At 59.1% G+C, this 25,550-nt stretch carries 20 protein-coding genes; 9 read left to right on the top strand and 11 right to left on the bottom strand.

Annotation, left to right across the window (positions count from 1 at the left end; all coding sequences use genetic code 11):
* Window positions 1–96 precede the first annotated feature (96 nt).
* Window positions 97–705 carry a transcriptional repressor LexA gene (gene lexA, locus C1949_RS06540; protein ID WP_104737665.1) on the top strand — a complete coding sequence of 203 codons (609 nt, stop codon included), beginning with the start codon at window positions 97–99 and terminating at the stop codon, window positions 703–705.
* Between the two features lie 10 nt (window positions 706–715).
* A complete protein-coding gene (gene sulA / locus C1949_RS06545; RefSeq protein ID WP_104737666.1) occupies window positions 716–1,204 on the top strand; it encodes an SOS-induced cell division inhibitor SulA in 489 nt (162 codons plus the stop codon).
* A gap of 229 nt (window positions 1,205–1,433) precedes the next feature.
* On the opposite strand, the gene C1949_RS06550 is transcribed toward sulA, so the two are convergent.
* The 6 genes from C1949_RS06550 to fadB all read right to left on the bottom strand — a co-directional run bounded on the left by C1949_RS06550 (window position 1,434) and on the right by fadB (window position 8,608).
* Window positions 1,434–1,670 (bottom strand): hypothetical protein, encoded by a 237-nt coding sequence (locus tag C1949_RS06550; RefSeq protein WP_104737667.1) that lies wholly within the window; start codon window positions 1,668–1,670, stop codon window positions 1,434–1,436.
* Window positions 1,671–1,742: 72 nt separating this feature from the next.
* Entirely contained in the window at window positions 1,743–2,243 is a 501-nt protein-coding gene (locus C1949_RS06555; RefSeq protein ID WP_104737668.1) for a DUF6586 family protein, read from the bottom strand.
* Window positions 2,244–2,253: 10 nt separating this feature from the next.
* Window positions 2,254–4,869 (bottom strand): type I DNA topoisomerase, encoded by a 2,616-nt coding sequence (gene topA / locus C1949_RS06560; protein ID WP_104737669.1) that lies wholly within the window; start codon window positions 4,867–4,869, stop codon window positions 2,254–2,256.
* A 93-nt stretch (window positions 4,870–4,962) separates the two neighbouring features.
* The gene (locus C1949_RS06565) at window positions 4,963–5,175 is read right to left on the bottom strand and encodes a DUF1653 domain-containing protein (RefSeq protein ID WP_211287094.1); all 213 of its coding nucleotides are present in this window, start codon (window positions 5,173–5,175) and stop codon (window positions 4,963–4,965) included.
* A 79-nt stretch (window positions 5,176–5,254) separates the two neighbouring features.
* On the bottom strand, window positions 5,255–6,430 hold the full coding sequence (fadA, locus tag C1949_RS06570) for an acetyl-CoA C-acyltransferase FadA (RefSeq protein ID WP_104737671.1): 1,176 nt from the start codon (window positions 6,428–6,430) through the stop codon (window positions 5,255–5,257).
* Window positions 6,431–6,460: 30 nt separating this feature from the next.
* On the bottom strand, window positions 6,461–8,608 hold the full coding sequence (fadB, locus tag C1949_RS06575) for a fatty acid oxidation complex subunit alpha FadB (RefSeq protein WP_104737672.1): 2,148 nt from the start codon (window positions 8,606–8,608) through the stop codon (window positions 6,461–6,463).
* A gap of 515 nt (window positions 8,609–9,123) precedes the next feature.
* Here fadB and C1949_RS06580 point away from each other — a divergent pair.
* Window positions 9,124–9,561 (top strand): universal stress protein, encoded by a 438-nt coding sequence (locus tag C1949_RS06580; protein ID WP_104737673.1) that lies wholly within the window; start codon window positions 9,124–9,126, stop codon window positions 9,559–9,561.
* 77 nt (window positions 9,562–9,638) lie between these two features.
* On the opposite strand, the gene C1949_RS06585 is transcribed toward C1949_RS06580, so the two are convergent.
* Window positions 9,639–11,561 carry an ATP-binding cassette domain-containing protein gene (locus tag C1949_RS06585; RefSeq protein ID WP_104737674.1) on the bottom strand — a complete coding sequence of 641 codons (1,923 nt, stop codon included), beginning with the start codon at window positions 11,559–11,561 and terminating at the stop codon, window positions 9,639–9,641.
* Between the two features lie 199 nt (window positions 11,562–11,760).
* Here C1949_RS06585 and C1949_RS06590 point away from each other — a divergent pair, with 199 nt between their 5' ends.
* Complete coding sequence (locus C1949_RS06590; RefSeq protein ID WP_104737675.1) at window positions 11,761–13,689, top strand: transglycosylase SLT domain-containing protein; 1,929 nt, start codon at window positions 11,761–11,763, stop codon at window positions 13,687–13,689.
* A 51-nt stretch (window positions 13,690–13,740) separates the two neighbouring features.
* Here the strand turns inward: C1949_RS06590 and C1949_RS06595 are convergent, their stop codons facing one another.
* The gene (locus tag C1949_RS06595) at window positions 13,741–14,673 is read right to left on the bottom strand and encodes a chemotaxis protein CheV (RefSeq protein WP_104737676.1); all 933 of its coding nucleotides are present in this window, start codon (window positions 14,671–14,673) and stop codon (window positions 13,741–13,743) included.
* Window positions 14,674–14,769: 96 nt separating this feature from the next.
* Window positions 14,770–15,354, bottom strand: coding sequence for a Fe-S biogenesis protein NfuA (nfuA, locus tag C1949_RS06600; RefSeq protein WP_104737677.1), 585 nt, complete (start codon window positions 15,352–15,354; stop codon window positions 14,770–14,772).
* Window positions 15,355–15,521: 167 nt separating this feature from the next.
* On the opposite strand from nfuA, the gene metH reads away from it, so the two are divergent.
* From metH to C1949_RS06625, 5 genes are all read left to right on the top strand, one after another.
* The gene (gene metH, locus C1949_RS06605; protein WP_104737678.1) at window positions 15,522–19,214 is read left to right on the top strand and encodes a methionine synthase; all 3,693 of its coding nucleotides are present in this window, start codon (window positions 15,522–15,524) and stop codon (window positions 19,212–19,214) included.
* A 4-nt stretch (window positions 19,215–19,218) separates the two neighbouring features.
* Window positions 19,219–20,553: an MATE family efflux transporter gene (locus C1949_RS06610; RefSeq protein WP_229744343.1), complete on the top strand. Its 1,335-nt coding sequence runs from the start codon at window positions 19,219–19,221 to the stop codon at window positions 20,551–20,553.
* A gap of 57 nt (window positions 20,554–20,610) precedes the next feature.
* A complete protein-coding gene (locus C1949_RS06615; RefSeq protein ID WP_104737679.1) occupies window positions 20,611–20,841 on the top strand; it encodes a DUF2970 domain-containing protein in 231 nt (76 codons plus the stop codon).
* A 334-nt stretch (window positions 20,842–21,175) separates the two neighbouring features.
* A complete protein-coding gene (locus tag C1949_RS06620) occupies window positions 21,176–22,834 on the top strand; it encodes a nitrite/sulfite reductase (protein ID WP_104737680.1) in 1,659 nt (552 codons plus the stop codon).
* Window positions 22,818–23,315 (top strand): DUF934 domain-containing protein, encoded by a 498-nt coding sequence (locus C1949_RS06625; protein WP_104737788.1) that lies wholly within the window; start codon window positions 22,818–22,820, stop codon window positions 23,313–23,315. The genes C1949_RS06620 and C1949_RS06625 overlap by 17 nt, the downstream gene beginning before the upstream one ends.
* 60 nt (window positions 23,316–23,375) lie before the next feature.
* Here C1949_RS06625 and C1949_RS06630 read toward each other — a convergent pair whose 3' ends face one another.
* Both C1949_RS06630 and sohB read right to left on the bottom strand, forming a co-directional pair.
* Entirely contained in the window at window positions 23,376–24,362 is a 987-nt protein-coding gene (locus tag C1949_RS06630; RefSeq protein ID WP_104737681.1) for a YhdH/YhfP family quinone oxidoreductase, read from the bottom strand.
* Window positions 24,363–24,370: 8 nt separating this feature from the next.
* Window positions 24,371–25,396: a protease SohB gene (gene sohB, locus C1949_RS06635; RefSeq protein ID WP_104737682.1), complete on the bottom strand. Its 1,026-nt coding sequence runs from the start codon at window positions 25,394–25,396 to the stop codon at window positions 24,371–24,373.
* Between the last annotated feature and the right edge of the window lie 154 nt (window positions 25,397–25,550).

The following is a 25,550-nucleotide window of genomic DNA, read 5'->3' on the forward strand; positions in this document are numbered from 1 at the left end:
AACCCATGCCCCTCCTAGCCATCCAAATTTGGGGTTGCCGAGACCAAACAACTGTATATAATCCCAGATACTGGATAAAAACACAGGCAACCAGCCATGCAGAAACTTACCGCGCGACAACAGCAGGTTCTAGCGTTCATTAAGGAATACATGGACAGCAATGGCTACCCGCCAACTCGGGTCGACATTGCAAAGACGCTGGGTTTCAAGTCGCCCAATGCAGCTGAAGACCATCTGCGCGCCCTGGCCCGCAAGGGCGCAATCGAAATGATCCCCGGCGCCTCTCGCGGTATCCGACTGCCAGAGTCCGAAGGCGAAGCAAACGATGATCAGCTACCCGTTATCGGCCGGGTTGCCGCAGGCGCCCCGATCCTGGCCCTGGAAAATATTGAAGATCACTGCCGCATCTCGCCCGACTTTTTCACTCCGAGCGCCGATTATCTGCTGCGCGTGCAGGGAGAAAGCATGAAAGATATCGGCATCATGGATGGCGACCTGCTGGCAGTACATCGCACCAGCGAAGCACGTAACGGACAGGTAATTGTCGCCCGCATAGGGGAAGAAGTAACAGTCAAACGCTTTCAGCGTCAGGGCCGCAAGGTCTCGTTGATCGCGGAGAACCCTGACTTCAAACCAATTGAAGTCGATCTCGCAGAACAGGAACTTACCATTGAAGGTTTAAGCGTCGGAGTTATCCGTCGCTGAGGAGCTGATCATGCAGTACGCCCGCACCGAGCAACAGACACTGACTCAAACTGACCTGTTTCACAACGCTCTGATGGCTACCCGCCTGAAGCACCGCGCATTCGAACAGTCAGCGCCCACCGTGCCACAGGACGAAGAGTCAGAAGGCAGCTACAGCGAAATGACCCTCCAGGGCAGCGCCCGCCAGTGCCTGCAATGGTTGGCTCCAGTATTACGCGAGCTTAGCCAGAAAGACTGCCGGCGCTGGTTGACCCTGATTGATCCGCCGACGGCGGTCAGCCAACAATGGCTGCGAGGCGCCAACCTGGACCCGCAAAGAATTATGATCGTACGCTCCAAGGCTGGCATGGATAGCTTGAAGCTCTGCTGCGACCTGCTCAAGATGGGTGGCAGCCACACTGTTGTCAGTTGGCTAGACCATGACCACTGCATAGCACCCCGCCTTGAACGGGCAGCCCAGGCCGGCCGGTGTCATAGCCTGAATGTCCACCTCGGCTGATAATGCACAAAAAGCTTCTTCGTTCGCGGAAACCCGAGGTAACGCGACGCGGGGGTATTAGACCAAGGCAGTGCACCGAATGCGGGATGACGGAGGGTTCATCCAGTACTCGCCCGACTCGAGCGGGCGACTAGCGCAAGCATGAGGACGCTGCCAACCTGCGGAAATCCGCAGTCAGCCACAAAAAAGGCCAGCTAGCTGCTGGCCTTTTCCATGTCTCTACTATCACTCAATGCAGGACGCGACTCTCAGGAATAACCTCGTCGTCGTCATCCATCATCTGACCAGCCGCCTGCATTCCAGCACTGATCATCGCCTTGGCGACTTCAATATAGCTTTCTTGCAAATATTCCCGTGCATCGCGGGAAAACTCGATGACCACCAACGGCTCACCCTCTTCGTCGGAACGGCGCAGAGCAACCTTGCCATTGGCGAGCTCGACGATTTCAAGGAAGGGTGAAGGCATTGCTGATATCTCCTGTCTGAATTGCGCGCAGTGTAACACAGCACCGGATTCAGGGCATCCGCGATGCCATCTTCACCATTCCTGCATGCCATCACGATAGGCGCGCACGCGACGGGAAATTTCCTGCAGCGCCTCCTCTGCCTGAGCACTAGTCCACTCGCTGACCGGCGTAGCACTGCTGGCAATCAGCGAGTTGGTCGAGTTATCGATCGGCTGCGGCGGCGCCTGCAGGCGCTGCCATGCTGCGATAACGCCTGCAAGCCAGGTTTCAGCATTGTCTGCCAGCTCAGTCAACTCAGCCAACTCAGGCCCCGGAAAACGCGTCACAACAGATGGAATAAGCACACCCTCAACGTCACGCGCATCAACCAGCGGCCAGCGGTAGCGATCAGCAACCTCGTGAATCAGTGCCAGGACACCTCGATACAGGTGAAAGACCGCATGCTCACGATGGTACTGCGCCTGCGTCAACGCATCGATCGCGTCACTCTGCTCCGCCTGCTGCCAGGACTCAATAGCTCGCCGGGCGAAGTACAACGCCTGATTGGTGCGGGTATAGACTTCGTTAGCCATGGTTATCGCCTTACCGCTTGGCCTTCTTGCTGCGGCCGTCATCCACCGACCACTGCTTACCATCGTGGAACGCCCGCCATCCTGTGGGCTTACCCTCTACCTCGGTCTGCACGTACTGCTCTTTCGTTTTGCGACTATAGCGCACGACGGTCGGATTACCGTCCGGATCAGCTACCGGCGCATCGAGCAGGAAGTGATACTTCGGGTCAATCTCCGCCTTGTGCGGAATCAGCTCTTTGACCAGCGGTGCCCGAGTTTCACGGTTCTTCGGGAACTGGCTGGCAGCCAGGAACAGACCAGACGCGCCATCACGCAGCACGTAGACGTCATCGACCTTCTGACACTTGAGCTCCGGCATGGGTACCGGGTCCGCCTTGGGCGGCGCTGCCTCGCCGTTACGCAGGAGCTTCCGGGTGTTCTTGCACTCGCTGTTGGTGCAACCGAAGTACTTGCCGAAACGGCCCGTTTTGAGCTGCATTTCACTGCCGCACTTGTCGCACTCCAGCGTCGGGCCATCATAACCCTTGATCTTGAAGTGCCCGGTTTCGATTTCAAACCCGGAGCAGTCCGGATTATTACCGCACACATGCAGCTTGCGACGCTCATCGATCAGGTAGCTATCCATGGCTGTGCCGCAAATTGCACAGCGGTGCTTGCCGCGCAGAACGCGAGACTCACCTTCTTCGTCGTCATCAGCCACTTCGTTACCGGGCACCAGGTTGATGGTCGCCTTGCACCGCTCCTTGGGTGGCAGGGCGTAACCAGAGCAGCCTAGAAACACGCCAGTGGAGGCAGTGCGAATCATCATCGGCCGACCACACTCCTGACAGGGGATATCAGTCAGTGTTGGCTGATTGGCGCGCATCCCTTGTTCAGCAGCCGAAGCTGCACTGAGCTTGGCACTGAAGTCGCTATAAAAGTTATCGAGCACTTGCTTCCAGAGCACATCGCCGTGAGCAACATCATCCAGCGACTCTTCCATGCTGGCGGTAAAACCGTAATCCATCAGGTTCGGGAAGCTCTCATTCAGGCGCTCGGTGACAATGTCGCCCATCTTCTCAGCGTAGAAACGACGGTTGTTTAGCGTGACATAGCCACGATCCTGAATGGTCGAGATGATGGACGCATAGGTAGACGGGCGGCCAATACCACGCTTCTCCAGCTCCTTTACCAGACTGGCTTCCGCGTAGCGTGCCGGCGGCTTGGTGAAGTGCTGCTTCGGGTCCAGCCCCTGCAACGCCATCGCGTCATCAACCTGGATATCAGGCAATACTTCATCTTCACCGCCCTTGCCCTGCTGCGGCATGACGCGGGTGTAACCATCGAACTTGAGGATGCGCCCCTTTGCTCGCAGCTCGAACTCACCGGCGGCAACCAGGATACTGGTCGACAGATACTTGGCCGGTGTCATCTGACAGGCCACGAACTGGCGCCAGATCAGCTCGTACAGCCGCTCGGCATCGCGCTCCATGCCCTTGAGGTCGGCTTGCTTGAGCTTAACGTCAGAGGGACGAATCGCCTCGTGCGCCTCCTGAGCTCCTTCCTTGCTGCTATAGAGGTTAGGCTTTTCCGGCAGGTACGGTGCACCAAAATTGCTTTCAATGTAGCTGCGCGCCATGGCGATGGCATCGGCCGACAGATTGGTCGAGTCGGTACGCATGTAGGTGATGTAACCCGCTTCGTACAATCGCTGGGCCATCATCATGGTTTTCTTCACACTGAAACCGAGGCGCGTGCTGGCAGCCTGCTGCAGTGTGGAGGTAATAAAGGGTGCGTTCGGACGCGAGCTGGTGGGCTTGTCCTCACGTTTGACCGCCTTGTAGGCAGCCTTTTCCAGTACCGCCAGCGCCGCATCAGTCTGCGCCTTGCTGGTCGGACGGAAATTTTCGCCGTTCTGCTTTACCACCTCAAAGCGAACACTTTCAGCCTTGGGCGTATTCAGGCGGGCATGCACTTCCCAGAACTCTTCCGGCACAAAGGCACGAATTTCGCGCTCTCGATCAACGATCAGCTTGACCGCGACTGACTGAACACGACCGGCGGAGAGACCCCGGGCGATCTTCTGCCACAACAGCGGGGACACCATATAGCCCACGACGCGGTCGAGGAAGCGGCGTGCCTGCTGGGCATTGACTCGGTTCATATCCAGCTCGCCAGGCTGCGAGAACGCGTCCTGGATGGCCTTCTTGGTGATCTCATTGAACACTACGCGCTTGTAGCGCGAATCGTCACCACCAATGCTCTCGCGCAGGTGCCAGGCGATGGCTTCCCCTTCGCGGTCCAAATCCGTTGCGAGATAGACGGTGTCGGCGTCCTTGGCCAGACGGCGCAGCTCGTCGACGACCTTTTCCTTGCCGGGCAGGATCTCGTAGTGGGCCTTCCAGTCGTTCTCGGGATCAACGCCCATGCGTTTGACCAACTGGGCCCTGGCTTTCTGCTGCTTTTCCTGCTCGCTGGCAGCTGCCTTGCGACCACCCTTGGGTTTGCTTTCGGTCTTGCCACTGCCGCTGGTGGGCAGGTCGCGAATATGGCCGATACTCGACTTCACCACATACTCGTTACCGAGATACTTGTTGATTGTCTTGGCCTTGGCTGGCGACTCCACAATGACCAGTGCTTTTCCCATGGATAATTTTTTTCCTGACCCGAACTGAACTCGAAACTGGCGACTCAGCCACATCGCTCGGCGGATTGCCGGATGGACTGGAGGGGCCAGAGCCTACACGTCTTCGCTGATAAAGGTAAAGCGCGGATGTGACTCCCCGTCAACCTCGACCACTTCATTGAACATGGCCAGCGGCCTTACCCAAAGATCGAACTCGCCATACAGCGTTCGATACACGACCAGCTGCTCCTCGGTCTCCGAGTGCCGCGCTAGCCCAATGACCTGATAGTCCTTTCCTTTATAGTGTCGATAGCGTCCTGGACGCATTATTGCCCCCCTGCCCAACGGCAGCATCAATAAAAAAGCCGAGGCACAAGGCCTCGGCTTCCGGTAGCACCTACAGGCTTCAGACGCGCTCGAAGACCGTGGTGATGCCCTGACCCAGACCAATACACATGGTAGAGATACCGATAGTGCCACTGTTCTGTTTCATGACGTTCAGCAAGGTGCCGGAGATACGTGCACCGGAGCAGCCGAACGGGTGACCCAAAGCGATCGCGCCGCCGTGCAGGTTCACCTTCTCGTCCATCTTGTCCAGCAGCTTGAGGTCTTTCAGCACCGGCAGAGCCTGGGCAGCGAAGGCTTCGTTCAATTCAACGAAATCAACGTCATCCATAGTCATACCAGCACGCTGTAGCGCCTTTTTAGTCGCCGGGACCGGACCGTAACCCATGATCGCCGGATCGACACCAGCCACCGCCATTGAGCGGATAACGGCCAGCGGCTCCAGCCCCAGGGCCTGGGCACGCTCGGCAGACATCACGATCATGCAGGAAGCACCGTCAGTGATCTGCGAGGACGTACCCGCGGTGACCGTACCGCCCTTCGGATTGAATGCCGGACGCAAGGCAGCCAGGCTTTCCAGGGTGGTCTCGGGACGAATAGTCTCGTCAGTCGTGAACACCTTCAGGAAGCCGTTCTCGTCGTGCCCTTCCATCGGGATGATCTCATCCTTGAAATTGCCTTCGACGGTAGCCTTGTGCGCCAGACGGTGAGAACGCTCACCAAAGGCATCCTGCTGTTCGCGGGTGATGCCGTGCATCTTGCCCAGCATTTCGGCAGTCAGACCCATCATGCCGGACGCCTTGGCAGCATACAGCGACAGGCCCGGGTTCGGGTCAACACCGTGCATCATGCTGACATGACCCATGTGCTCGACACCACCGACGACAAACACATCACCGTTACCGGTCATGATCGCCTGGGCGGCAGTATGCAGCGCGCTCATGGAAGAACCACACAGGCGGCTCACCGTCTGCGCTGCACTGGTGTGCGGAATCGGGGTCATCAACGACGCCATGCGCGCGATGTTCCAACCCTGCTCCAGGGTCTGGTTTACACAGCCCCAGATCACATCTTCGACTTCTGCCGGATCGATCTTCGGGTTACGTGCCAGTACGCCAGTGATGAGGTTGGCGGACAGGGTTTCAGCACGCACGTTGCGATACATGCCGCCCTTGGAACGGCCCATCGGGGTGCGGCCGAAATCGACAATTACGACGTCTCTCGGATTCAGGCTCATAGATTTACTCTCGCTCTGTACGTTCCGCGGTTAACCGAAGAATTTCTGACCGTTCTTCGCCATTTCACGCAGCTTCTCAGTCGGTGCGTACATGGCGCCGAACTCGGCGTATTTATCAGCAATGGCGACAAATTCAGCCACGCCGATGGTGTCGATGTAACGCAGGGCACCTCCACGGAAGGGCGGGAAGCCAATACCGTAGACCAGACCCATATCTGCGTCAGCTGCGGACTCGACGATGCCGTCTTCCAGGCAGCGCACGGTTTCCAGACACAGCGGAACCATCATGATTTCGATGATTTCCTCGTCAGTAAACTCGCGCTGCTCCAGAACCACTTCCTTCAGCAGTTCGTAGGCCTTCGCATCGACAACCTTCTTCGGCTTGCCTTTCTTGTCCATCTCGTAGGCATAGAAGCCGCTACCGGTCTTCTGGCCCAGACGGCCGGCGTCGTACATGACGTCAACGGCAGTGCGGGTGCTGTCAGCCATGCGATCCGGATAGCCTTCGGCCATGACGTCACGGCCGTGATGACCGGTGTCCATGCCGACCACATCCATCAGGTAAGCCGGGCCCATCGGCCAGCCAAACTTTTCCATGACCTTGTCAACGCGCTGGAAGTCTGCGCCCATGCCAATCAGGCGAGCGAAACCACCGAAGTACGGGAACAGGATACGGTTAACCAGGAAGCCGGGGCAGTCGTTAACAACAACCGGGGTCTTGCCCATTTTCTTGGCATAAGCAACGGTAGTGGCAACAGCTTTTTCACTGGACTTCGCACCACGGATTACCTCAACCAGCGGCATCATGTGTACCGGGTTGAAGAAGTGCATGCCGCAGAAGTTTTCCGGACGCTTGAGCGCCTCGGCCAGATAGGTGATGGAGATAGTCGAGGTGTTGGAGGTGATGATGGTGTCTTCCGTCACCTGACCTTCGACTTCAGCCAACACGGCGTGCTTGACCTTCGGGTTCTCGACAACCGCCTCAACCACCAGGTCGACTTCCTTGAAGTCGCCATAAGACATGGTCGGACGGATGGCGTTCAGCGCTTTGGCCATTTGCTCGGGCTTCATACGGCCCTTGGCAACGCGCTTGCCCAGCAGCTTGGACGCTTCGTCCAGACCTAGCTGAATGCCTTCCTCGCGGATGTCCTTCATCAGGATCGGAGTACCCTTGACGGCAGACTGGTAGGCGATACCGCCACCCATGATACCCGCGCCCAGGACGGCAGCCAGATTCACGTCAGCAGCCTGCTTGTCGTACTTCTTGGCCTTGTGCTTGAGCACCTGATCATTCAGGAACAGACCGACCAGACTGGCAGCAACCGAGGTCTTGGCCAGTTTGGCAAAACCGGCAGCCTCAATTTCCAGCGCCTTCTCACGACCGTGGTTGGCCGCTTTCTGGATGGTCTTGATCGCTTCAACCGGTGCCGGGTAGTTCGGACCAGCCTGACCAGCGACGAAACCCTTGGAGGTTTCGAACGCCATCATCTGCTCGATGGTGTTCAGCTTGACCTTTTCCAGCTTGGGCTGACGCTTGGCCTTGTAGTCCAGCTCGCCAGCGATGGCGCGCTTGATAACGTCAATGGCAGCAGCTTTCAGCTTGTCGTCGGCGACGACGGCGTCAACAGCGCCCATTTTCAGGGCCTTGTCAGCGCGCTGCTCGGCACCGCCACAGATCCACTCGATGGCATTATCAACACCGATCAGGCGCGGCAGACGCACAGTGCCACCGAAGCCCGGGTAGATACCCAGCTTGACTTCCGGCAGACCGATTTTGGCGCTCGCCGCCATGACGCGGAAGTCAGCAGCCAGACACATTTCCAAACCACCGCCCAGCGCGATGCCGTTGATGGCAGCGACAGTAGGGACATTCAGATCTTCGAATGCATTGAAGGTCTTGTTGGCTTCCAGGTTACCGGCCACCAGGTCTTCTTCCGGCAGCTTGAAGGTGCCAACGAACTCGGTGATATCGGCGCCGACGATGAAGACGTCCTTGCCGCTGGTGACAACAACGCCGGTGACATCGGCATTGTTCTGGATGGCCTCTACCGCCGCCTGCAGCTCGGACAGAGTGGCGCTGTTGAACTTGTTGACTGACTCGCCCTGCAGATCGAATCTGAGCTCGACGATGCCGTCTTCAAGGCCTTGAACCGTGATGGCTTTACCTTCGTAAATCATCAACTGATCTCCACGCTATGAAAAGCACATGAGAAACACTGACCAGCCGCGCGCCTTTGTCGACACGTCAGTTCGCCAGTGTCATGAACGATCCCGATAATCGGGTGATACGCTGAATAAAAAAATTCATACGACCGTTTGATTCGGTGCGCACACCTTCTGTGAATTCGTTCCGCTTGTCAATTGGAACACCCGCCTGCGGCGCTTCGGGCGCAAGCGCAGCAGGCTAAAAAGTCAAAAAAAGAACTTAAAAAACATAAAGATAAAGAATCAACCTGAGCACCACAGCAAAATCAAAACTTTCTCATTGAGACGGCCATACAGACAGCCGCCGCACCAGTATAGAGCAACCAGAGAATGCGCCCGCAGATCGAATATCGGCTGTGCCGACGACTGCATCGGCGTTATGCTGAGGTCAGACAGTAGTAGCCAGAAACCTGCATCACAGAGCCCAATAATGGACTGCACGCATGCAGGCAAGGCTGCTACTATCGCCTAAAAAAGGAGAAGAGCCGATGCTGTACAAACACGTGCTGGTAGCAGTAGACCTGATCGAAGAATGTCGCGCTGTCGCCGACCACGCGATGCAGCTGGCCAACGCCCTTAACGCCAAGCTGTCGCTGCTGCACGTAGTCGAGCCGCTGGCAATGGCCTACGGTGGTGATGTGCCCATGGACCTGTCCATGCTGCAACAGCAGCAGTTCGAACAAGCCAAGGAGCGAATGCAGCTATTCGCCGCTGACTATGGCCTGCCGGAAGAGCAATTGCAGATCGCCTTTGGCCAGCCGCGCCAGGAAATCCATCGGGTTGCTACCGAGCAGGCGTGCGACCTTATTGTCGTGGGTAGCCACGGCCGTCACGGCTTGGCCCTGTTATTGGGCTCCACTGCCAACGACGTGCTGCACGGCGCGCCCTGCGATGTGATTGCCGTGCGGCTGGGCAAGAAAGGCTAGCGCCCCTGCCGGAGCTGCAAGAGAAAACCGCGAAACAGCCTTCCCTGGCTTGCAGCTTTTAGCTAGAGCGAGACGGCTTAGCTGCCCGCCATATCCTCCAGCTCCGCCCAGCGCTCCATCGCCGCGTCCAGCTCCGTCTGTTTGGCTTCCACTGCGGCCAACACCGGCGCGGTAACCTCATGTGATTGCAGGTAAAACTCGGGATCGCCGACCTGCGCCTGCAAGGCCTCCAGTTCGGCCTCCAACTTCTCCAGCACAGCGGGCAGCCCATCCAGCTCACGCTGCAGTTTGTAGCTGAGCTTGGTCTTGCCGGTCGCCGCAGGCGCCACTGGTGCAGGCTCCGGTGCCGGCTCGACAACCAGCGCGCTCTGTGGCTGGGTCTTTTCACTCCACTCCGCCAGTTGATCAACACTGCCGCCCTGACGCAGCCAGTCGGCATAGCCGCCGACATACTCCCGCACCCGTCCGTGCCCCTCAAACACCAGGGTGCTGGTGACCACGTTATCCAGAAACGCCCGGTCGTGGCTGACGATCAGCACGGTGCCGTCGAAACCGGCGAGCACTTCTTCCAGCAGCTCCAGGGTTTCCACGTCCAGATCGTTGGTCGGCTCGTCCAGCACCAGCAGGTTGGCGGGTTTGCTGAACAACCGGGCCAGCAGCAGCCGCGCGCGCTCGCCACCAGACAGCGCTTTCACCGGCGTACGGGCGCGCTCGGCGGAAAACAGGAAATCACCCAGGTAACTGATAATGTGGCGGCGATCACCATTGATCTCGATGAAATCGCGCCCTTCGGAAATATTGTCGATCACGGTCTTTTCCGGATCCAGCTGGTCACGCAACTGATCGAAGTAGGCGACCTCCAGCCGCGTGCCGCTATGAATGCGACCACTGGTCGGCTGCAACTGCCCCAGCAGCAGCTTGAGCAGGGTACTTTTGCCGGAACCGTTGTTGCCGATCAGACCGATCCGATCCCCGCGAATCACGTTAAGCGACAGGTCACGCACCAGCGGCGCGCGGCCAGGCCAGGCAAAGCTGACATGCTCGACCTCAATAACCCGCTTGCCGGACGCCTCTGCAGTTTCCAGCTGAAAGCTCGCCTTGCCCTGACGCTCAATACGCTGGGCGCGCTCGTCCCGCATCGCCTTGAGGGCGCGCACACGGCCCTCGTTGCGGGTGCGGCGGGCCTTGATACCCTGACGAATCCAGACCTCTTCCTGCGCCAGCTTCTTGTCGAACAGCGCATTGGCTGTCGCTTCGGCTGCCAGTTGCTGCTCCTTGTGCTCCAGGAAGCTGCGATAGTCACCCTGCCAATCAATCAGCTGACCGCGATCCAGCTCAAGAATACGGGTCGCCAGCGCCTGCAGGAATGCCCGGTCGTGGGTGATAAACAACACCGCACCACGGAACTCCAGCAGCACGCTTTCCAGCCAGGCGATGGTATGAATGTCCAGGTGGTTGGTCGGCTCGTCCAGCAGCAGCACGTCCGGCTCTGCCACCAGCGCCTGTGCCAGCAGTACACGGCGGCGCCAGCCACCGGACAGCTCGGACATTTGCTTGTCAGCCGGCAGGCCGAGGCGAGTCAGGGTGGTATCGACTAACTGATCCAGCCGCCAGCCGTCCTTCGCCTCCAGCTGTCCCTGCACTTTTTCCAGCCGCGCCAGCTCCGCATCCCCCATATCACCGGAGATCAGGTGGTGATACTCGGCAAGCAGCTCACCAACGCCAGCGAGGCCAGACGCCACCACGTCATAGACCGTTTTGTCATCCGCCGCTGGCAGCTCCTGCGGCAACTGCCCCACCTTCAACCCCGGCGCGAACCAGATCTCGCCCTCGTCGGCAGTCTGCTCACCGGTCACCAGGCGAAACAAACTGGATTTGCCCGCGCCATTACGACCAATCAAGCAGACCCGTTCACCACGATCGAGCTGAAAGCCCACTTTATCCAGCAGCGGATTGAGCCCGTAGGCCAGAGATACATCGGAAAACGAGAGCAGCGGCATAATTCACCTGTTGGCTATCAAGCCGGACATTCTACCCTTTGCCGCGCCCCCCGATAACCGCTACACAGCAATTAACAAAAGTGCCCCTTTGCCGCCACCAACCAAACCGCTAAGCTGGGCGCACTGCTTTGCCGTCCGTCGCGTTCGCGACGAGTAGCTGACGTTCAATCGCACCAAACCGCCCCGCGGCAGGATCATCATGCGTTTCCACACCCGTTCAGTACTTTGCCGTACCCTCACCGCTGTTTTATTACTGCCTGCACTCGCCCAGGCGAGCAGCCTCGAAAGCCAGCGACTGGCCTATGACCGCGCCCTCACCAGCATCGAAAAACAGCAGTGGGACCAGTTCCGCCAGCTCGAGCCCGGCCTGCGCAACTACGTCCTTTATCCCTATGTCCGCCAGGCCTATCTGAATCAGACCTTCGCTACCGCATCCGATAGCGACCTCGCCGACTTCGTCAACACCCATAGCGACCTGCCATTCGTCGCTCGCCTGAAAGACCGCTGGCTCACCCGCCTGGCAAGTGAAGGCAAATGGAGCCTGTTCGACCAGAACTACCTTGAGGCTGACCACAACGCCAGCCAGGATTGTCGCCGCGCCATGCATCAGTGGGACCTGGGTGATCGTGCCGGCGCGATGCAGCAGGCACAAACCCTCTGGACAGTTGGCCGCTCCCAGCCCAACGCCTGCGACCCGCTGTTTGATCGCTGGCGCGCCGCTGGCGGCCTGAATGACGAGATTGTCTGGCAACGCATTCGACTTGCCCTGCTCTACCGACAGGATGCCCTGGCACGCTATCTGGCGAAGCTGATGCAGCAGAACCAGGCACTCGCGACACTGTTTGTCGACACCGCCACCCAGCCGGAAAAGCTGCGCGACGCTGATAACTATCGGGGGCTGCCGGCCAGCAAGATGGCTGATATCGCCACGGTGTCGCTACGCCGCTTGGGCCGCGATGATGCCAGCGTGGCCCTCAGCCTGTGGCCGTCCTACAAGGACCTGCCCTACAGCGAAGAAGACCGGCTGGCCATCACCCGCGATATCGGAGTACGCCTGGCCAAGAGAGTCGATCCAGCCGCCCTCGAGTTCATGGCTGCCAACGATCCGCAGATGAACGACGACGAAATCAGCGAATGGCGAGTACGACTGGCCCTGCGCACCCGCCAATGGGACGCTGCACGGCAACTGACCCAACAACTACCAGCTTCACTGGCCGAGCAGAGCCGCTGGCGCTACTGGCGCCTGCGCAGCACCCAGCTGTCGTCCAGCGCTGCAGGCGAACTGGTCAGCGAATACAAGTCACTGGCCCAGGAGCGCGACTTTTACGGGTTTCTGGCCGCAGAGCGCGCGCGCCAGCCCTACGCCCTCAATCACCAGCGCGCCAATGTTGCTGACGACGTGATGCTCAGTGTGCAGCAGGATCCCGGTATCCTGCGTGCCCGCGAGTTCTTGAACCGCAACGACGTGCTCAGCGCTCGCCGCGAGTGGTACCACGCTGGCGACCGCTTCAACCGCGACCAGCTGATTGCCCAGGCTGTGCTCGCCAACGAGATGGCCTGGTACTTTCCAGCCATTCGCGGCATCAGTCAGGCGCAGTATTGGGATGACCTGGATATTCGCTTCCCGATGGCCTATCAGCAGTCGATTCAGGATCAGGCCCGTACTCGGCAGATCAACTCCACCTGGGTGTACGCCATCACCCGCCAGGAAAGCGCCTTCATGGCAGACGCCCGCTCCCACGCCGGCGCCATGGGCCTGATGCAGTTGATGCCTGCGACGGCACGCGAAACCGCTCGCCGCTACGCCATTCCCTATTCCAGCAGCGCGGATGCACTGATTCCGGAACGCAATATCGCGCTGGGCGCCGCTTACCTGTCTGGCCTGAGCCAGCAGTTCAGTGGCAACCGGGTGCTGGCATCAGCCGCCTACAATGCCGGGCCGGGCCGGGTGCGCCAGTGGACTCGCGATATGGGCAGTCTGCCGGCAGACGTCTGGATTGAGTCAATCCCCTTCGACGAGACCCGCAAGTACGTTCAGAGCGTACTGAGTTATGCGGTCATCTACGGCCAGAAACTCGGGATTCAGCAGCCGGTCATGGAGCAGCACGAACGTTATCTGGAGCCATAAAAAAACGCCTCCTGGTCCAGGACCAGGAGGCGTTTTCATATAGAGCCGGATTCAGGGTTCGAGAAGTTGCAACCGCTTACGCACGGTTTCCACCAGTTGATCGGGCTGGAACTTGGACAGAAATCCGTCACACCCCACCTTCTCGACCATCGCCTTGTTGAAGTTACCGGACAACGACGTGTGTAGTACCACGTAGAGATCCTTCAGCCGCGGATCCTGGCGAATCTCGGTGGTCAGGCGATAGCCATCCATTTCCGGCATTTCCGCATCTGTAATCACCATCAGTAGCCGCTCGTTTATATCATCGCCGGCATCGGCCCACCCCTTGAGCATCCGCAATGCCTTCAATCCGTCGGTCGCCACATGCAACTTGAGGTTGAGCTGCGATAGTGTATCGCGCACCTGGTTCACACCAGTGGGTGAGTCATCCACAACCAGCACTTCACGCCCGCGGGCACGCTCAAGCAGCGGATCTTCGAGCAGCGCATCACTAACGCGGGTGTTGAACGGCACTATTTCCGCCAGCACCTTCTCCACATCAATGATTTCAACCAGACGCATGTTTTCCAGCCGTGTAATGGCAGTCAGATAGTGCGCGCGCCCTGCCCCGCGCGGCGGCGGCTGCACGGTGTCCCAGTTGAGATTGAGAATGCGATCCACGGTACGTACCAGGAAGGCCTGCACCGACAGGTTGTACTCGGTAACGATGATGGTGCTATCCGCTTCGACTTTCTGCGGCTGCAGGCCTATGGCCCCGGAGAGATCGATGACCGGAATGGTCTGTCCCCGCAAGTGAATCACACCGACAACGTGCGGGTGACGCTGGGGCATCTGGGTCAGAGGCGGCAGCGTGAGCACTTCGCGAATCTTGAACACGTTGAGAGCAAACAGCTGGGGGCCGGCCAGCTGAAACAGCAATATTTCCAGCCGGTTCTCGCCCACCAGACGAGTCCGCTGATCGACCGTATCCAGTACCCCTGCCATAGCAAGCCTCGCGAAACCATAAACTCAGGGGCTGGCAGGATGCCAGCCCGGTTACGGCAGTATAGCGCCAGTCAGGCCGGTAAGGACAAGGGCTGATCAGCAGTAGGCGTTTTCGGTGACGCTGTGATCAGTGACGTCGCGAACCCCGTTGATCTCGGGAATCCGCGCAACCAGGGTTTTCTCGATGCCTTCCTTCAGGGTGACATCGACCATGCCGCAACCCTGGCAACCGCCGCCGAACTGCAAAATGGCAATACCACCTTCAACCACATCGACCAGCTTCACGTCACCGCCATGACTGGCCAGACCCGGATTGATTTCGGTCTGCAACAGATAGTTGATGCGGTCGTTCAACGGGCTGTCGTCGTTGACCATAGGCACCTTGGCATTAGGCGCCTTGATAGTCAGTTGGCCACCCATACGGTCGGTAGCGAAGTCGACCAGCGCTTCCTCCAGAAAAGGCTCACTGACGGCATCAATGAACACCCGGAACGACTCCAGCGCCATGAGACGGTCTTCAGGCTTTTCCTCACCGGGCTTGCAGTAGGCAATACAGGTCTCCGCATACGGGGTACCCGGCTGGGTGATGAACACCCGAATGCCAACGCCCTCGGAGTCCTGCTTGGACAACAGATCAGCCAAATACGCTTCTGCTGCCTTGGTAAAGGTAATGCCTGCCATGAAATGCCTCTTGCTCGATGACCTGAGGGTGCAAGTGTAAGGGATGCAGCGACACGAATAAAGCCCTACCTTTTTGCTTGGTTATTACCGACAATGCAGAGATTCTGCCGACAAGCGCTCCGTGGTATGCTTGCCGGCTTTTCAGCGCCCCCTTGTCCGGAGTACCCATGTCTGACCGTAGCACCCGCCTGACCGCCCTGCGCGAAGCACTGCAGCAGCGCATTCTGATCCTTGATGGCGGCATGGGAACCATGATCCAGAGCTACAAGCTGGAGGAAGAGGACTACCGTGGCGAGCGCTTCGCCGACTGGCCGAGCGACGTCAAGGGCAACAACGACCTGTTGCTACTCAGCCAGGGTCCGGTCATCGCCGAGATTCAGAAAGCCTATCTGGATGCCGGTGCCGACATTCTGGAAACCAACACCTTCAACGCCACCCGGATATCCCAAGCCGACTATGGCATGCAGGCCCTGGCGTACGAACTGAACGTGGCCGGGGCGCGCATCGCCCGTCAGGTATGCGACGCCAAGACAGCCGAGACGCCGGATCGCCCACGCTTTGTTGCCGGCGTGCTCGGCCCGACCAGCCGGACCTGCTCGATTTCACCGGACGTCAATGATCCAGGTTATCGCAACGTCACCTTCGACGAACTAGTCGAGAACTACACCGAGGCCACCCGCGGCCTGATCGAGGGCGGCGCCGACCTTATCCTGATCGAGACCATCTTCGACACCCTGAACGCCAAAGCCGCCATCTTTGCGGTCCAGCAGGTGTTCGAGGAAGACGATGTCGAGCTGCCAATCATGATTTCCGGCACCATTACCGACGCCTCCGGCCGCACCCTGTCCGGCCAGACCACCGAGGCCTTCTGGAACTCGGTGCGCCACGCCAACCCGATCTCGGTCGGCCTGAACTGCGCGCTCGGCGCCAAAGAACTGCGCCCCTATCTGGAAGAGTTGTCAAACAAGGCCGGCACACACGTGTCCGCCCACCCTAACGCGGGCCTGCCGAACGAGTTTGGCGAATACGACGAAACCCCGGCGCAAATGGCGACCGTAGTCGAAGAATTCGCCGCCGCAGGCTTTCTGAACATTATCGGCGGCTGCTGTGGCACCACGCCGGGCCACATTCAAGCGATTGCCGAAGCGGTTGCGAAGTACCCGCCGCGCGTTATTCCCGACATCCCGCGTGCCTGCCGCCTGTCCGGTCTTGAGCCGTTCACCATCGACCGCAACTCGCTGTTCGTTAACGTCGGCGAACGCACCAATATTACCGGCAGCGCCAAGTTCGCCCGTCTTATCCGTGAAGAGAACTACGCCGAAGCGCTGGAAGTGGCCCAGCAGCAGGTCGAGGCAGGCGCCCAGATCATCGACATCAACATGGACGAGGGCATGCTCGACTCCAAGGCGGCGATGGTACGGTTCCTGAATCTGATCGCCTCCGAGCCGGACATCTCCCGTGTGCCGATCATGATCGATTCCTCAAAATGGGACGTCATCGAAGCGGGCCTCAAGTGCATTCAGGGCAAAGGCATCGTCAACTCCATTTCCATGAAGGAAGGTGTTGAGCAGTTCAAGCACCACGCCCGCCTGTGCAAGCGCTACGGCGCCGCCGTGGTAGTCATGGCCTTTGACGAGCAGGGCCAGGCCGACACCGAAGCACGCAAGAACGAAATCTGCCAGCGCAGCTACGACATCCTGGTCAACGAAGTTGGCTTCCCGCCGGAAGACATCATTTTTGACCCGAACATCTTTGCCGTCGCCACCGGCATCGAGGAACACAACAACTACGCAGTCGACTTCATCAACGCCTGTGCCTACATTCGTGACAACCTGCCCTACGCCCTAAGCTCGGGCGGCGTGTCCAACGTGTCCTTCTCATTCCGCGGCAATAACCCGGTGCGCGAAGCGATCCACTCGGTCTTCCTTTACTACGCCATCCGCAACGGCCTGACGATGGGCATCGTCAACGCTGGCCAGCTGGAAATCTATGACGAGATCCCGGCTGAACTGCGTGAACGCGTCGAGGATGTGGTGCTCAACCGCAGCGACGAAGCCACCGAGGCATTGCTGGCCATTGCCGACCAGTTCAAGGGTGATGGCAGCGTCAAGGAAGCGGAAAGCGAAGAATGGCGCAGCTGGCCGGTCGAGAAGCGCCTGGAGCACTCGCTGGTCAAAGGCATCACCACCTGGATCGTCGAAGACACCGAGCTGGCCCGGCAGGCCTGCGCACGCCCCATCGAGGTCATTGAAGGCCCGCTGATGGCCGGCATGAACGTGGTCGGTGACCTGTTTGGCTCCGGCAAAATGTTCCTGCCGCAGGTGGTCAAATCTGCCCGCGTCATGAAGCAGGCCGTTGCCCACCTGATCCCCTTCATTGAAGAGGAGAAAGGCGACACCCCGGAAGCCAAGGGCAAGATCCTGATGGCCACGGTAAAAGGCGACGTACACGACATCGGCAAGAACATTGTCGGCGTAGTGCTGGGCTGTAACGGCTACGACGTTGTCGACCTCGGGGTCATGGTTCCGGCGGAGAAGATCCTGCAGACCGCCATCGACGAGAAGTGCGACATCATCGGCCTGTCCGGTCTGATCACTCCGTCGCTGGACGAGATGGTGCACGTTGCCCGCGAAATGCAGCGCCGCGACTTCCACTTGCCACTGCTGATCGGCGGCGCTACCACGTCCAAGGCACACACTGCGGTGAAGATCGAGCCGCACTACCACAATGACGCTGTAATCTATGTTACAGATGCATCCCGTGCGGTTGGCGTTGCCACCTCGCTACTCTCCAAGGAGTTGAAGAGCGGGTACGTGCAAAAGGTGCGTGAAGACTACGCCGTAGTGCGCGAGCGCACCGCCAACCGTTCAGCCCGCACTGCATATCTGACCTACCAGCAGGCGCTCGACAACCGCCTGCAACTTGACTGGTCCGACTACATCCCGCCGGTACCCCGAGTACAGGGCGTTCAACTGCTGGACAACATCGATCTGCGCACCCTGGCCGAGTATATCGACTGGACGCCGTTCTTCATCGCCTGGGATCTGGCCGGTAAGTACCCGCGCATCCTGCAAGATGAAGTGGTTGGTGAAGCCGCCACCTCGCTGTTCAACGACGCCCAGGCACTGCTGGACAAGATCATCAGCGAGAAGCGCCTGACAGCCCGCGCGCTGTTCGGCTTCTGGCCGGCAAACCAGGTGGATGGCGACGACATCCAGCTGCGCGATGAGAACGGCGCTCCGCTAGCCCGCTTGCACCACCTGCGTCAGCAGAACATCAAACCGGACGGCAAGCCCAGCATGTCACTGGCCGACTTCGTCGCCCCAGAGAACAGCGGTAAAACCGACTACGTCGGTGGCTTCATCACCACAGCAGGCATCGGCGCCGAAGAAATGGCCAAGGAGTATGAGGCCAAGGGCGATGACTACAACGCAATTATGGTCAAGGCGCTGGCCGACCGCCTGGCCGAAGCCTGCGCAGAGTGGTTGCATGAGCAGGTGCGCAAGAACTACTGGGGCTATGCCGACGACGAACACCTGGCCAACGACGATCTGATCCGCGAAAAATACCGCGGCATTCGTCCGGCCCCCGGCTACCCGGCCTGTCCGGATCACACCGAGAAAGCCACGCTGTTCAAGCTGCTCGACCCGAAGCAGCAGTGCGGCGTGGACCTGACCGAGCATTTCGCCATGTACCCGGCAGCATCTGTCAGCGGCTGGTACTTCTCGCACCCGCAGAGCCAGTATTTCGCCGTCGGCAAAATCGGTCGCGATCAGGTCGAGTCCTACAGCCAGCGCAAACAGCAGGAGCAGGACAGCGTCGAGCGCTGGCTCGCCCCGAACCTGAACTACGACCGCTGAACTGATGGCCCTGCTGCCGGCACGCGACCGGCTCAAGAGCATTGCCACCCTCGGTTTGCCGATCATGGGTGGCATGCTCAGCCAGAGCCTGCTGAATCTGATTGATGCTGCCATGGTCGGCAGCCTTGGCAGTGAAGCACTGGCGGGTGTCGGGCTCGGCAGCTATGCCAACTTCATGGCTGTAGCGCTGGTGATGGGGCTGGGCGCAGGCGTGCAGGCCATGGTCGCCCGCCGCAAGGGCGCCGGCGCAACCAGCGAAATTGCCGCGCCACTTAACGAAGGCCTGCTGATCGCATTGCTGCTGGCCATCCCGCTCACGCTATTTGGCTGGTTCCAGGCCGACGCCATCATCCGCTTTCTTGCCGACGACCCGGCCGTCGTTGAGGTCGGCACGCATTACTTTCAGTGGAGGGTACTGGCGATAGCCGCCGTAGGTGCCAATTTCGCCTTCCGCGGCTACTGGAACGGCACTCATCATTCAGGCCGCTACCTGCAGATACTGGTCGTCATGCATCTGGCCAATATTGGCATCAGCTATGGCCTGATTTTCGGCCGTTTCGGCCTGCCCGAAATGGGCGCGGAAGGCTCGGGAGCCGGCACCGCAATCGCCATGCTGATCGGCTCCGCGCTCTATTTTGCAGCCACCTGGCGCAGCGGCCGTGACCACGGCTTCCTGCGTGCCCGTCCCCGCTGGCGAGACATTCGCGCCATGCTGCGTCTGGCGCTGCCGAACTCGCTGCAGCAGTTTCTTTTCGCCACTGGCATCACCACCCTGTTCTGGATCATCGCGCAGATCGGCACCGACGAACTCGCCGTCGCTCATGTATTGATCAACCTGGCGCTGTTCCTCATCCTGCCCGGCGTCGGCCTCGGCATGGCCGCGACCACCCTGGTTAGCCATAGCCTGGGCCAGAATGATCAGGAGCAGGCCTATCGCTGGGGCTGGGACGTGGTACGAGTGGCGGGGGTAACGCTCTTTTTGCTTGGCATCCCGTTCTGGCTGGCACCGCACCTGATCCTCGGGCTATTCACCTCTGATCCGAACCTGATTGCCCTCGGCGAGTGGCCATTGCGCATCACTGGTCTGGGCATGAGCCTGGATGCCACTGCACTGGTCCTGACCCAGGCCCTGTTGGGAGCGGGTGCCAGCCGAACCGTAATGGGGGTCAACTTTGGCACCCAATGGCTATTATTTCTGCCCTGCGCCTACGTAATGGGGCCAGCAATGGGTGGTAGTTTACTGGTGGTCTGGCTGCTGCAATCCGTTCACCGCTGCATCAATTCACTGATCTTTGCCATCATGTGGCGACGCCGACACTGGGCCAGAATCGACATCTGACCTGCACAAGCCTGCGGGTACGACTAAGCTGCTGAAGACGGACACCGTGGAGGCAGTATGAACGACTCACAGGACAAGCCCCAAAACGAAGAGCCAATGCGCCTGCGCGACACGCTGCAAAGTGTGCTTGCCGCAGCGTTGGGCGTACAAAGCAACCGCGCCCGGGAACGCGACTTTGCAAAAGGCAAGCCCAGCCATTTCATCGTGCTGGGCATCACCTTTACGCTACTGTTTGTGCTGATCGTACTCGGCGTGGTTAAACTGGTGCTGCACCTAGCCGGCGTTTGACGACGTCCTTACTGACCACTGACCCAGAAGATCGCAGCAATCACGACGATCATGATCAGGGCGATGGCGGCAATCGCATCGAGCGAGGATTCGGTGTTCTGCGTTTGCGGATCTGCCATGACGAGTTTTCCTTGATTGTTGTTATGGACTCAAACCCCAGTTAAGACCATTCCCCAGCGCCTCACAAGGCGGCTTTTTATGTGCATTTTCAATCTAAAGATATAGATAAACATTCCTTTTGTGCATATTCAAAAACTGCTATTGTCTGCCCGCCCAAGCCTGAAGGGTCATGACTAAAGAAGGGGTCAACAGCACCCCATGAACAGGTTTCTGTATGTATATCTACGACGAATATGATCAGCAGATCGTCGAGGACCGCGTAAGGCAGTTCCGCGATCAGACCCGCCGTTTTCTTGCCGGCGAATTGAGCGAAACAGAGTTTCTGCCGTTGCGTCTGCAAAACGGCCTCTACGTTCAGCGCTACGCCCCGATGCTGCGGGTGGCCATTCCCTATGGCCTGATCTCGGCCAAACAGGTTAGAAAGCTGGCTTTTATCGCCCGCAAGTATGACAAGGGTTACGTCCACTTCAGCACCCGCCAGAACGTCCAGTTCAACTGGCCGGCACTGGAAGACGTGCCGGACATTCTGGCCCACCTGGCCGAAGTTCAGATGCACGCCATCCAGACCAGCGGCAACTGCATCCGTAACACCACCACCGACCAGTTCGCCGGCGTTGCCGCCGATGAGTTGGTCGATCCGCGCCCGTGGTGCGAGATCATTCGTCAGTGGTCAACCTTCCACCCTGAATTCGCCTTTCTGCCGCGCAAGTTCAAGATTGCCGTGAATGGCGCCGAAGCGGACCGTGCCGCTATCGGTGTTCACGACATCGGCCTGAACGTCGTTCGCAACGCAGCCGGTGAGATCGGTTTCCGCGTACTGGTCGGCGGCGGCCTGGGGCGTACCCCCATGGTTGGCTCGCAGATCTGCGAATTCCTGCCGTGGCAGCACTTGCTGACCTACCTCGACGCCATTCTGCGTGTGTACAACCGCTATGGCCGTCGTGACAACAAGTACAAGGCGCGCATCAAGATTCTGGTCAAGGCGCTGACCCCCGAGGTCTTCGCCGAGAAGGTCAACGCCGAATGGGCGCACACCAAGGATGGCCCGGCCACCCTGACCCAGCAGGAACTGGAGCGCGTTGCCGGCCACTTCTCCGCCCCTGCCTACGAGCAGTTCAGCGGTGACGACGCCGACTACCTGGCCAAGCGTGAAGCCGAGAAAGGCTTCAACAACTGGGCCATGCGCAACGTCCAGGCGCACAAGGTGCCAGGCTACGCTGCGGTAACCCTCTCGCTGAAACCGACCGCCGTTGCCCCGGGCGATGCAGACGACAAGCAGCTCGAAGCCATTGCCGATCTGGCCGACCAGTTCAGCTTCGGCGAACTGCGCGTTACCCACCAGCAGAACCTGGTGCTGGCCGACGTGCGCCAGAGCGACCTGTACGAGCTGTGGCAAGCCTGCCGCAAGCACGGCTTTGCAACGCCGAACATCGGCCTGCTGACCGACATCATCTGCTGCCCCGGCGGCGATTTCTGCGCCCTGGCCAACGCCAAATCGATTCCGATTGCCGAAGCCATCCAGCGCACCTTTGATGATCTGGACTACCTGCACGACATCGGCGATCTGGACCTCAATATCTCCGGTTGCATGAACGCCTGCGGTCACCACCACGTTGGTCACATCGGCGTACTGGGTGTCGACAAGAAAGGTCAGGAGTTCTATCAGGTCTCCCTCGGTGGCAACAGCGGCCGCGACGCCAGCATCGGCCAGATCCTCGGCCCGTCTTTCTCTGCCGAAGACATGCCCAGCGTGATGACCAAGGTGATCGATGTCTACATCGAAAACCGCACCCCCGAAGAACAGTTCCTCGATACGTTCAAGCGTATCGGCATGGCACCTTTCAAGGAGCGCGTGTATGCAGCGGCTAATTAAGAACGGTGAAGTCGTCAACGACAGTTGGCACCTTCTCGACAAGGACGCCACACTGGACGGGCTGCCCAACAGCGACAGCATCATCGTCCCGCTGGCACTCTGGTTGGAGCATGCCCACGCGCTGAAAGCCCGTGACGGTGGTCTGGGTGTGTGGCTGGACAGCGACGAAGAAGTGGAAAGCATTGCCGGCGATCTGGATCAGTTCCAGGTGATCGCGCTGAACTTCCCGGTCTTCAGTGACGGTCGCAATTACTCCAACGCCCGCCTGTTGCGTGATCGTTACCAGTACAAGGGCGAGGTACGCGCCATCGGCGATGTACTGCGCGACCAACTGTTCTTCATGCAGCGCTGTGGTTTTGATGCCTTTGACCTGCGTGCGGACCGCGATGCCGAGCAGGCACTGGAAAGTCTGAAAGACTTTTCCAACTGCTACCAGGCCGCAACGGATCAGCCGTTACCGCTGTTCCGGCGCCGTGCTTGAGGCGCAGATAAAAAACCGGGGCAATGCCCCGGTTTTTTTTTGCCCGCAGGAAATAGCGGATTAGCTCAGATTGACAACTACCCGGCCGACCATATTACCGCCCAGGATGCGTTCAATCTCGGCAGGCAACTGATCCAGCGTCACCTCGCGCTCAAGATTGTGCAAATCGGTTTTCCACTGCAGCGACAACCGATCCCACATGGACGCCTTGACCACCAGTGGCAATTCAACCGAGTCGACACCCAACAGGTTGACGTTGCGCAGGATGAAGGGGAATACGCTGGCCGCAAACCCGCCGCCAGCCGTCATTCCACAGGTTGCCACGCTGGCGCCGTAACGCAGGGACTTGACCACGTTAAACAGGATATCGCCGCCAACGGTATCTACCGCGCCGGCCCACTGCTCCTTCAGCAACATCTTCTCGACACCCGCCGACAGCGCAGCGCGATCGATGATTTGGCTGGCACCCAGACCCTTGAGCATATCCACCTGATCGGCCTTGCCGGTCGAGGCAGCCACCTCGTAGCCGAGTGAAGCCAGCATTGCCACAGCAATACTGCCAACCCCACCCGTAGCGCCGGTTACGAGTACCGGCCCCTGGCCCGGCGCCAAACCGGCCTGCTCCAGCTTGTCGATACACAGCGCGGCGGTCAGACCTGCCGTACCCAGAACCATGCTGTCACGCAATGACAGCCCTTCCGGACGCTTGATTACCCAACCTGCCGGAACACGAATGTACTGACCGAACCCTCCGGAGGTGTTCATACCCAGATCGTAACCGGTGACAATGACTTCATCACCAGCAACCAGCTCAGGCACCGAGCTGGCCTCCACCACACCGGCCGCATCAATGCCGGGGGTGTGCGGAAAATTGCGGGTGACGCCCTTGTTGCCAGTGGCCGAGAGCGCATCCTTATAGTTCAGGGAGGAGTAGCGCACGCGAATCAGCACGTCACCAGCTGGCAGCTCATCAACGTGCCGTTGCTTGATCTCGCTGACATAACGGCCATCCTGCTCAGATACCACCAACGCCTTGAATTCAGACATATCCACTCCTACCAGAATCGTTGATTGTTGAAGCGCGATGCCCAGGTCAGCAACAACCGGTCTGCTGCCTGCGCCAGCCCGCCGGACAACCGGTCCTGCAGGCGCTTGCGCTGCTCAAACTGCACTTCAAACACATCGGCCTGTTTTATCCGTTCGCACAGGTACTGATCACTCGTTTTGATCTCATCGGCCAGGCCTCGTTCCAGCGCCTCACTACCAAACCAGACCTCGCCAGTGGCGACGGCTTCGACATCCAGGCTAGGGCGGTAACGCGCTACAAACTGCTTGAACAGGCCGTGAATATTTTCCAGATCATCCTGAAACTTCTCGCGCGCCTTGTCACTGTTTTCACCGAATACAGTCAGTGTGCGCTTGTACTCGCCCGCCGTCAGCATCTCGAAATCAATATCGTGCTTCTTCAGCAAGCGGTTGAAGTTGGGTAACTGGGCCACCACACCGATGGAGCCGAGCATGGCAAACGGCGCCGCCAGCACCCGGTCAGCGATACACGCCATCATATACCCGCCACTGGCCGCGACCTTGTCGACGGAAATGGTCAGCGGAATGCCTGCTTCACGCACCCGAACCAATTGAGAGGATGCCAGACCATAAGCGTGCACCATACCACCGCCACTCTCCAGCCGAACCACCACTTCATCCTGCGGCCGGGCCAGCTCAAGCACCGCTGTTACTTCGTTACGAAGGTTTTCCAGCGCGCTGGCCTTGATGTCACCGTGAAAGTTGAGCACATAGACCCGGCCCTTCTCATCATGATCGTCCTCTTTCGCCTTGGCCTTGGCCTGCTGCTTGAGTGCCTTCTGCTGCGCCTTGCGCGCACTCTTGCTGAGCACCATCAGACTCAACTGCTCCTGCATCCGCTGCAACCGGTCATTCAAGCGGTTCACGCTCAACGTACCTTCGGCGCGCTTGCCACGCGCCTTGGTGGCCGCGATCATTACCAGAATCACAACCACGATCACCAGCACCGTCAAGGCTTTGGCGAGGAAATAGACATACTGATCAAACCATTCCACAGTGCTCTCCAATGTCTGTTTCGACTGCTCTGGAGAGCAAGCATACAGGATCGCAAAGACCGGGGTGCAGGCCGCCCGAGGAAAATTCAAACGGGCGTATGATTTTCGGTTGACAGCCTCGCGAGCTTAGCCCTAACCTCCGTATACAAATCAT

It is taken from the genome of Halopseudomonas oceani (genome assembly GCF_002903165.1).
GTDB lineage: Bacteria > Pseudomonadota > Gammaproteobacteria > Pseudomonadales > Pseudomonadaceae > Halopseudomonas > Halopseudomonas oceani.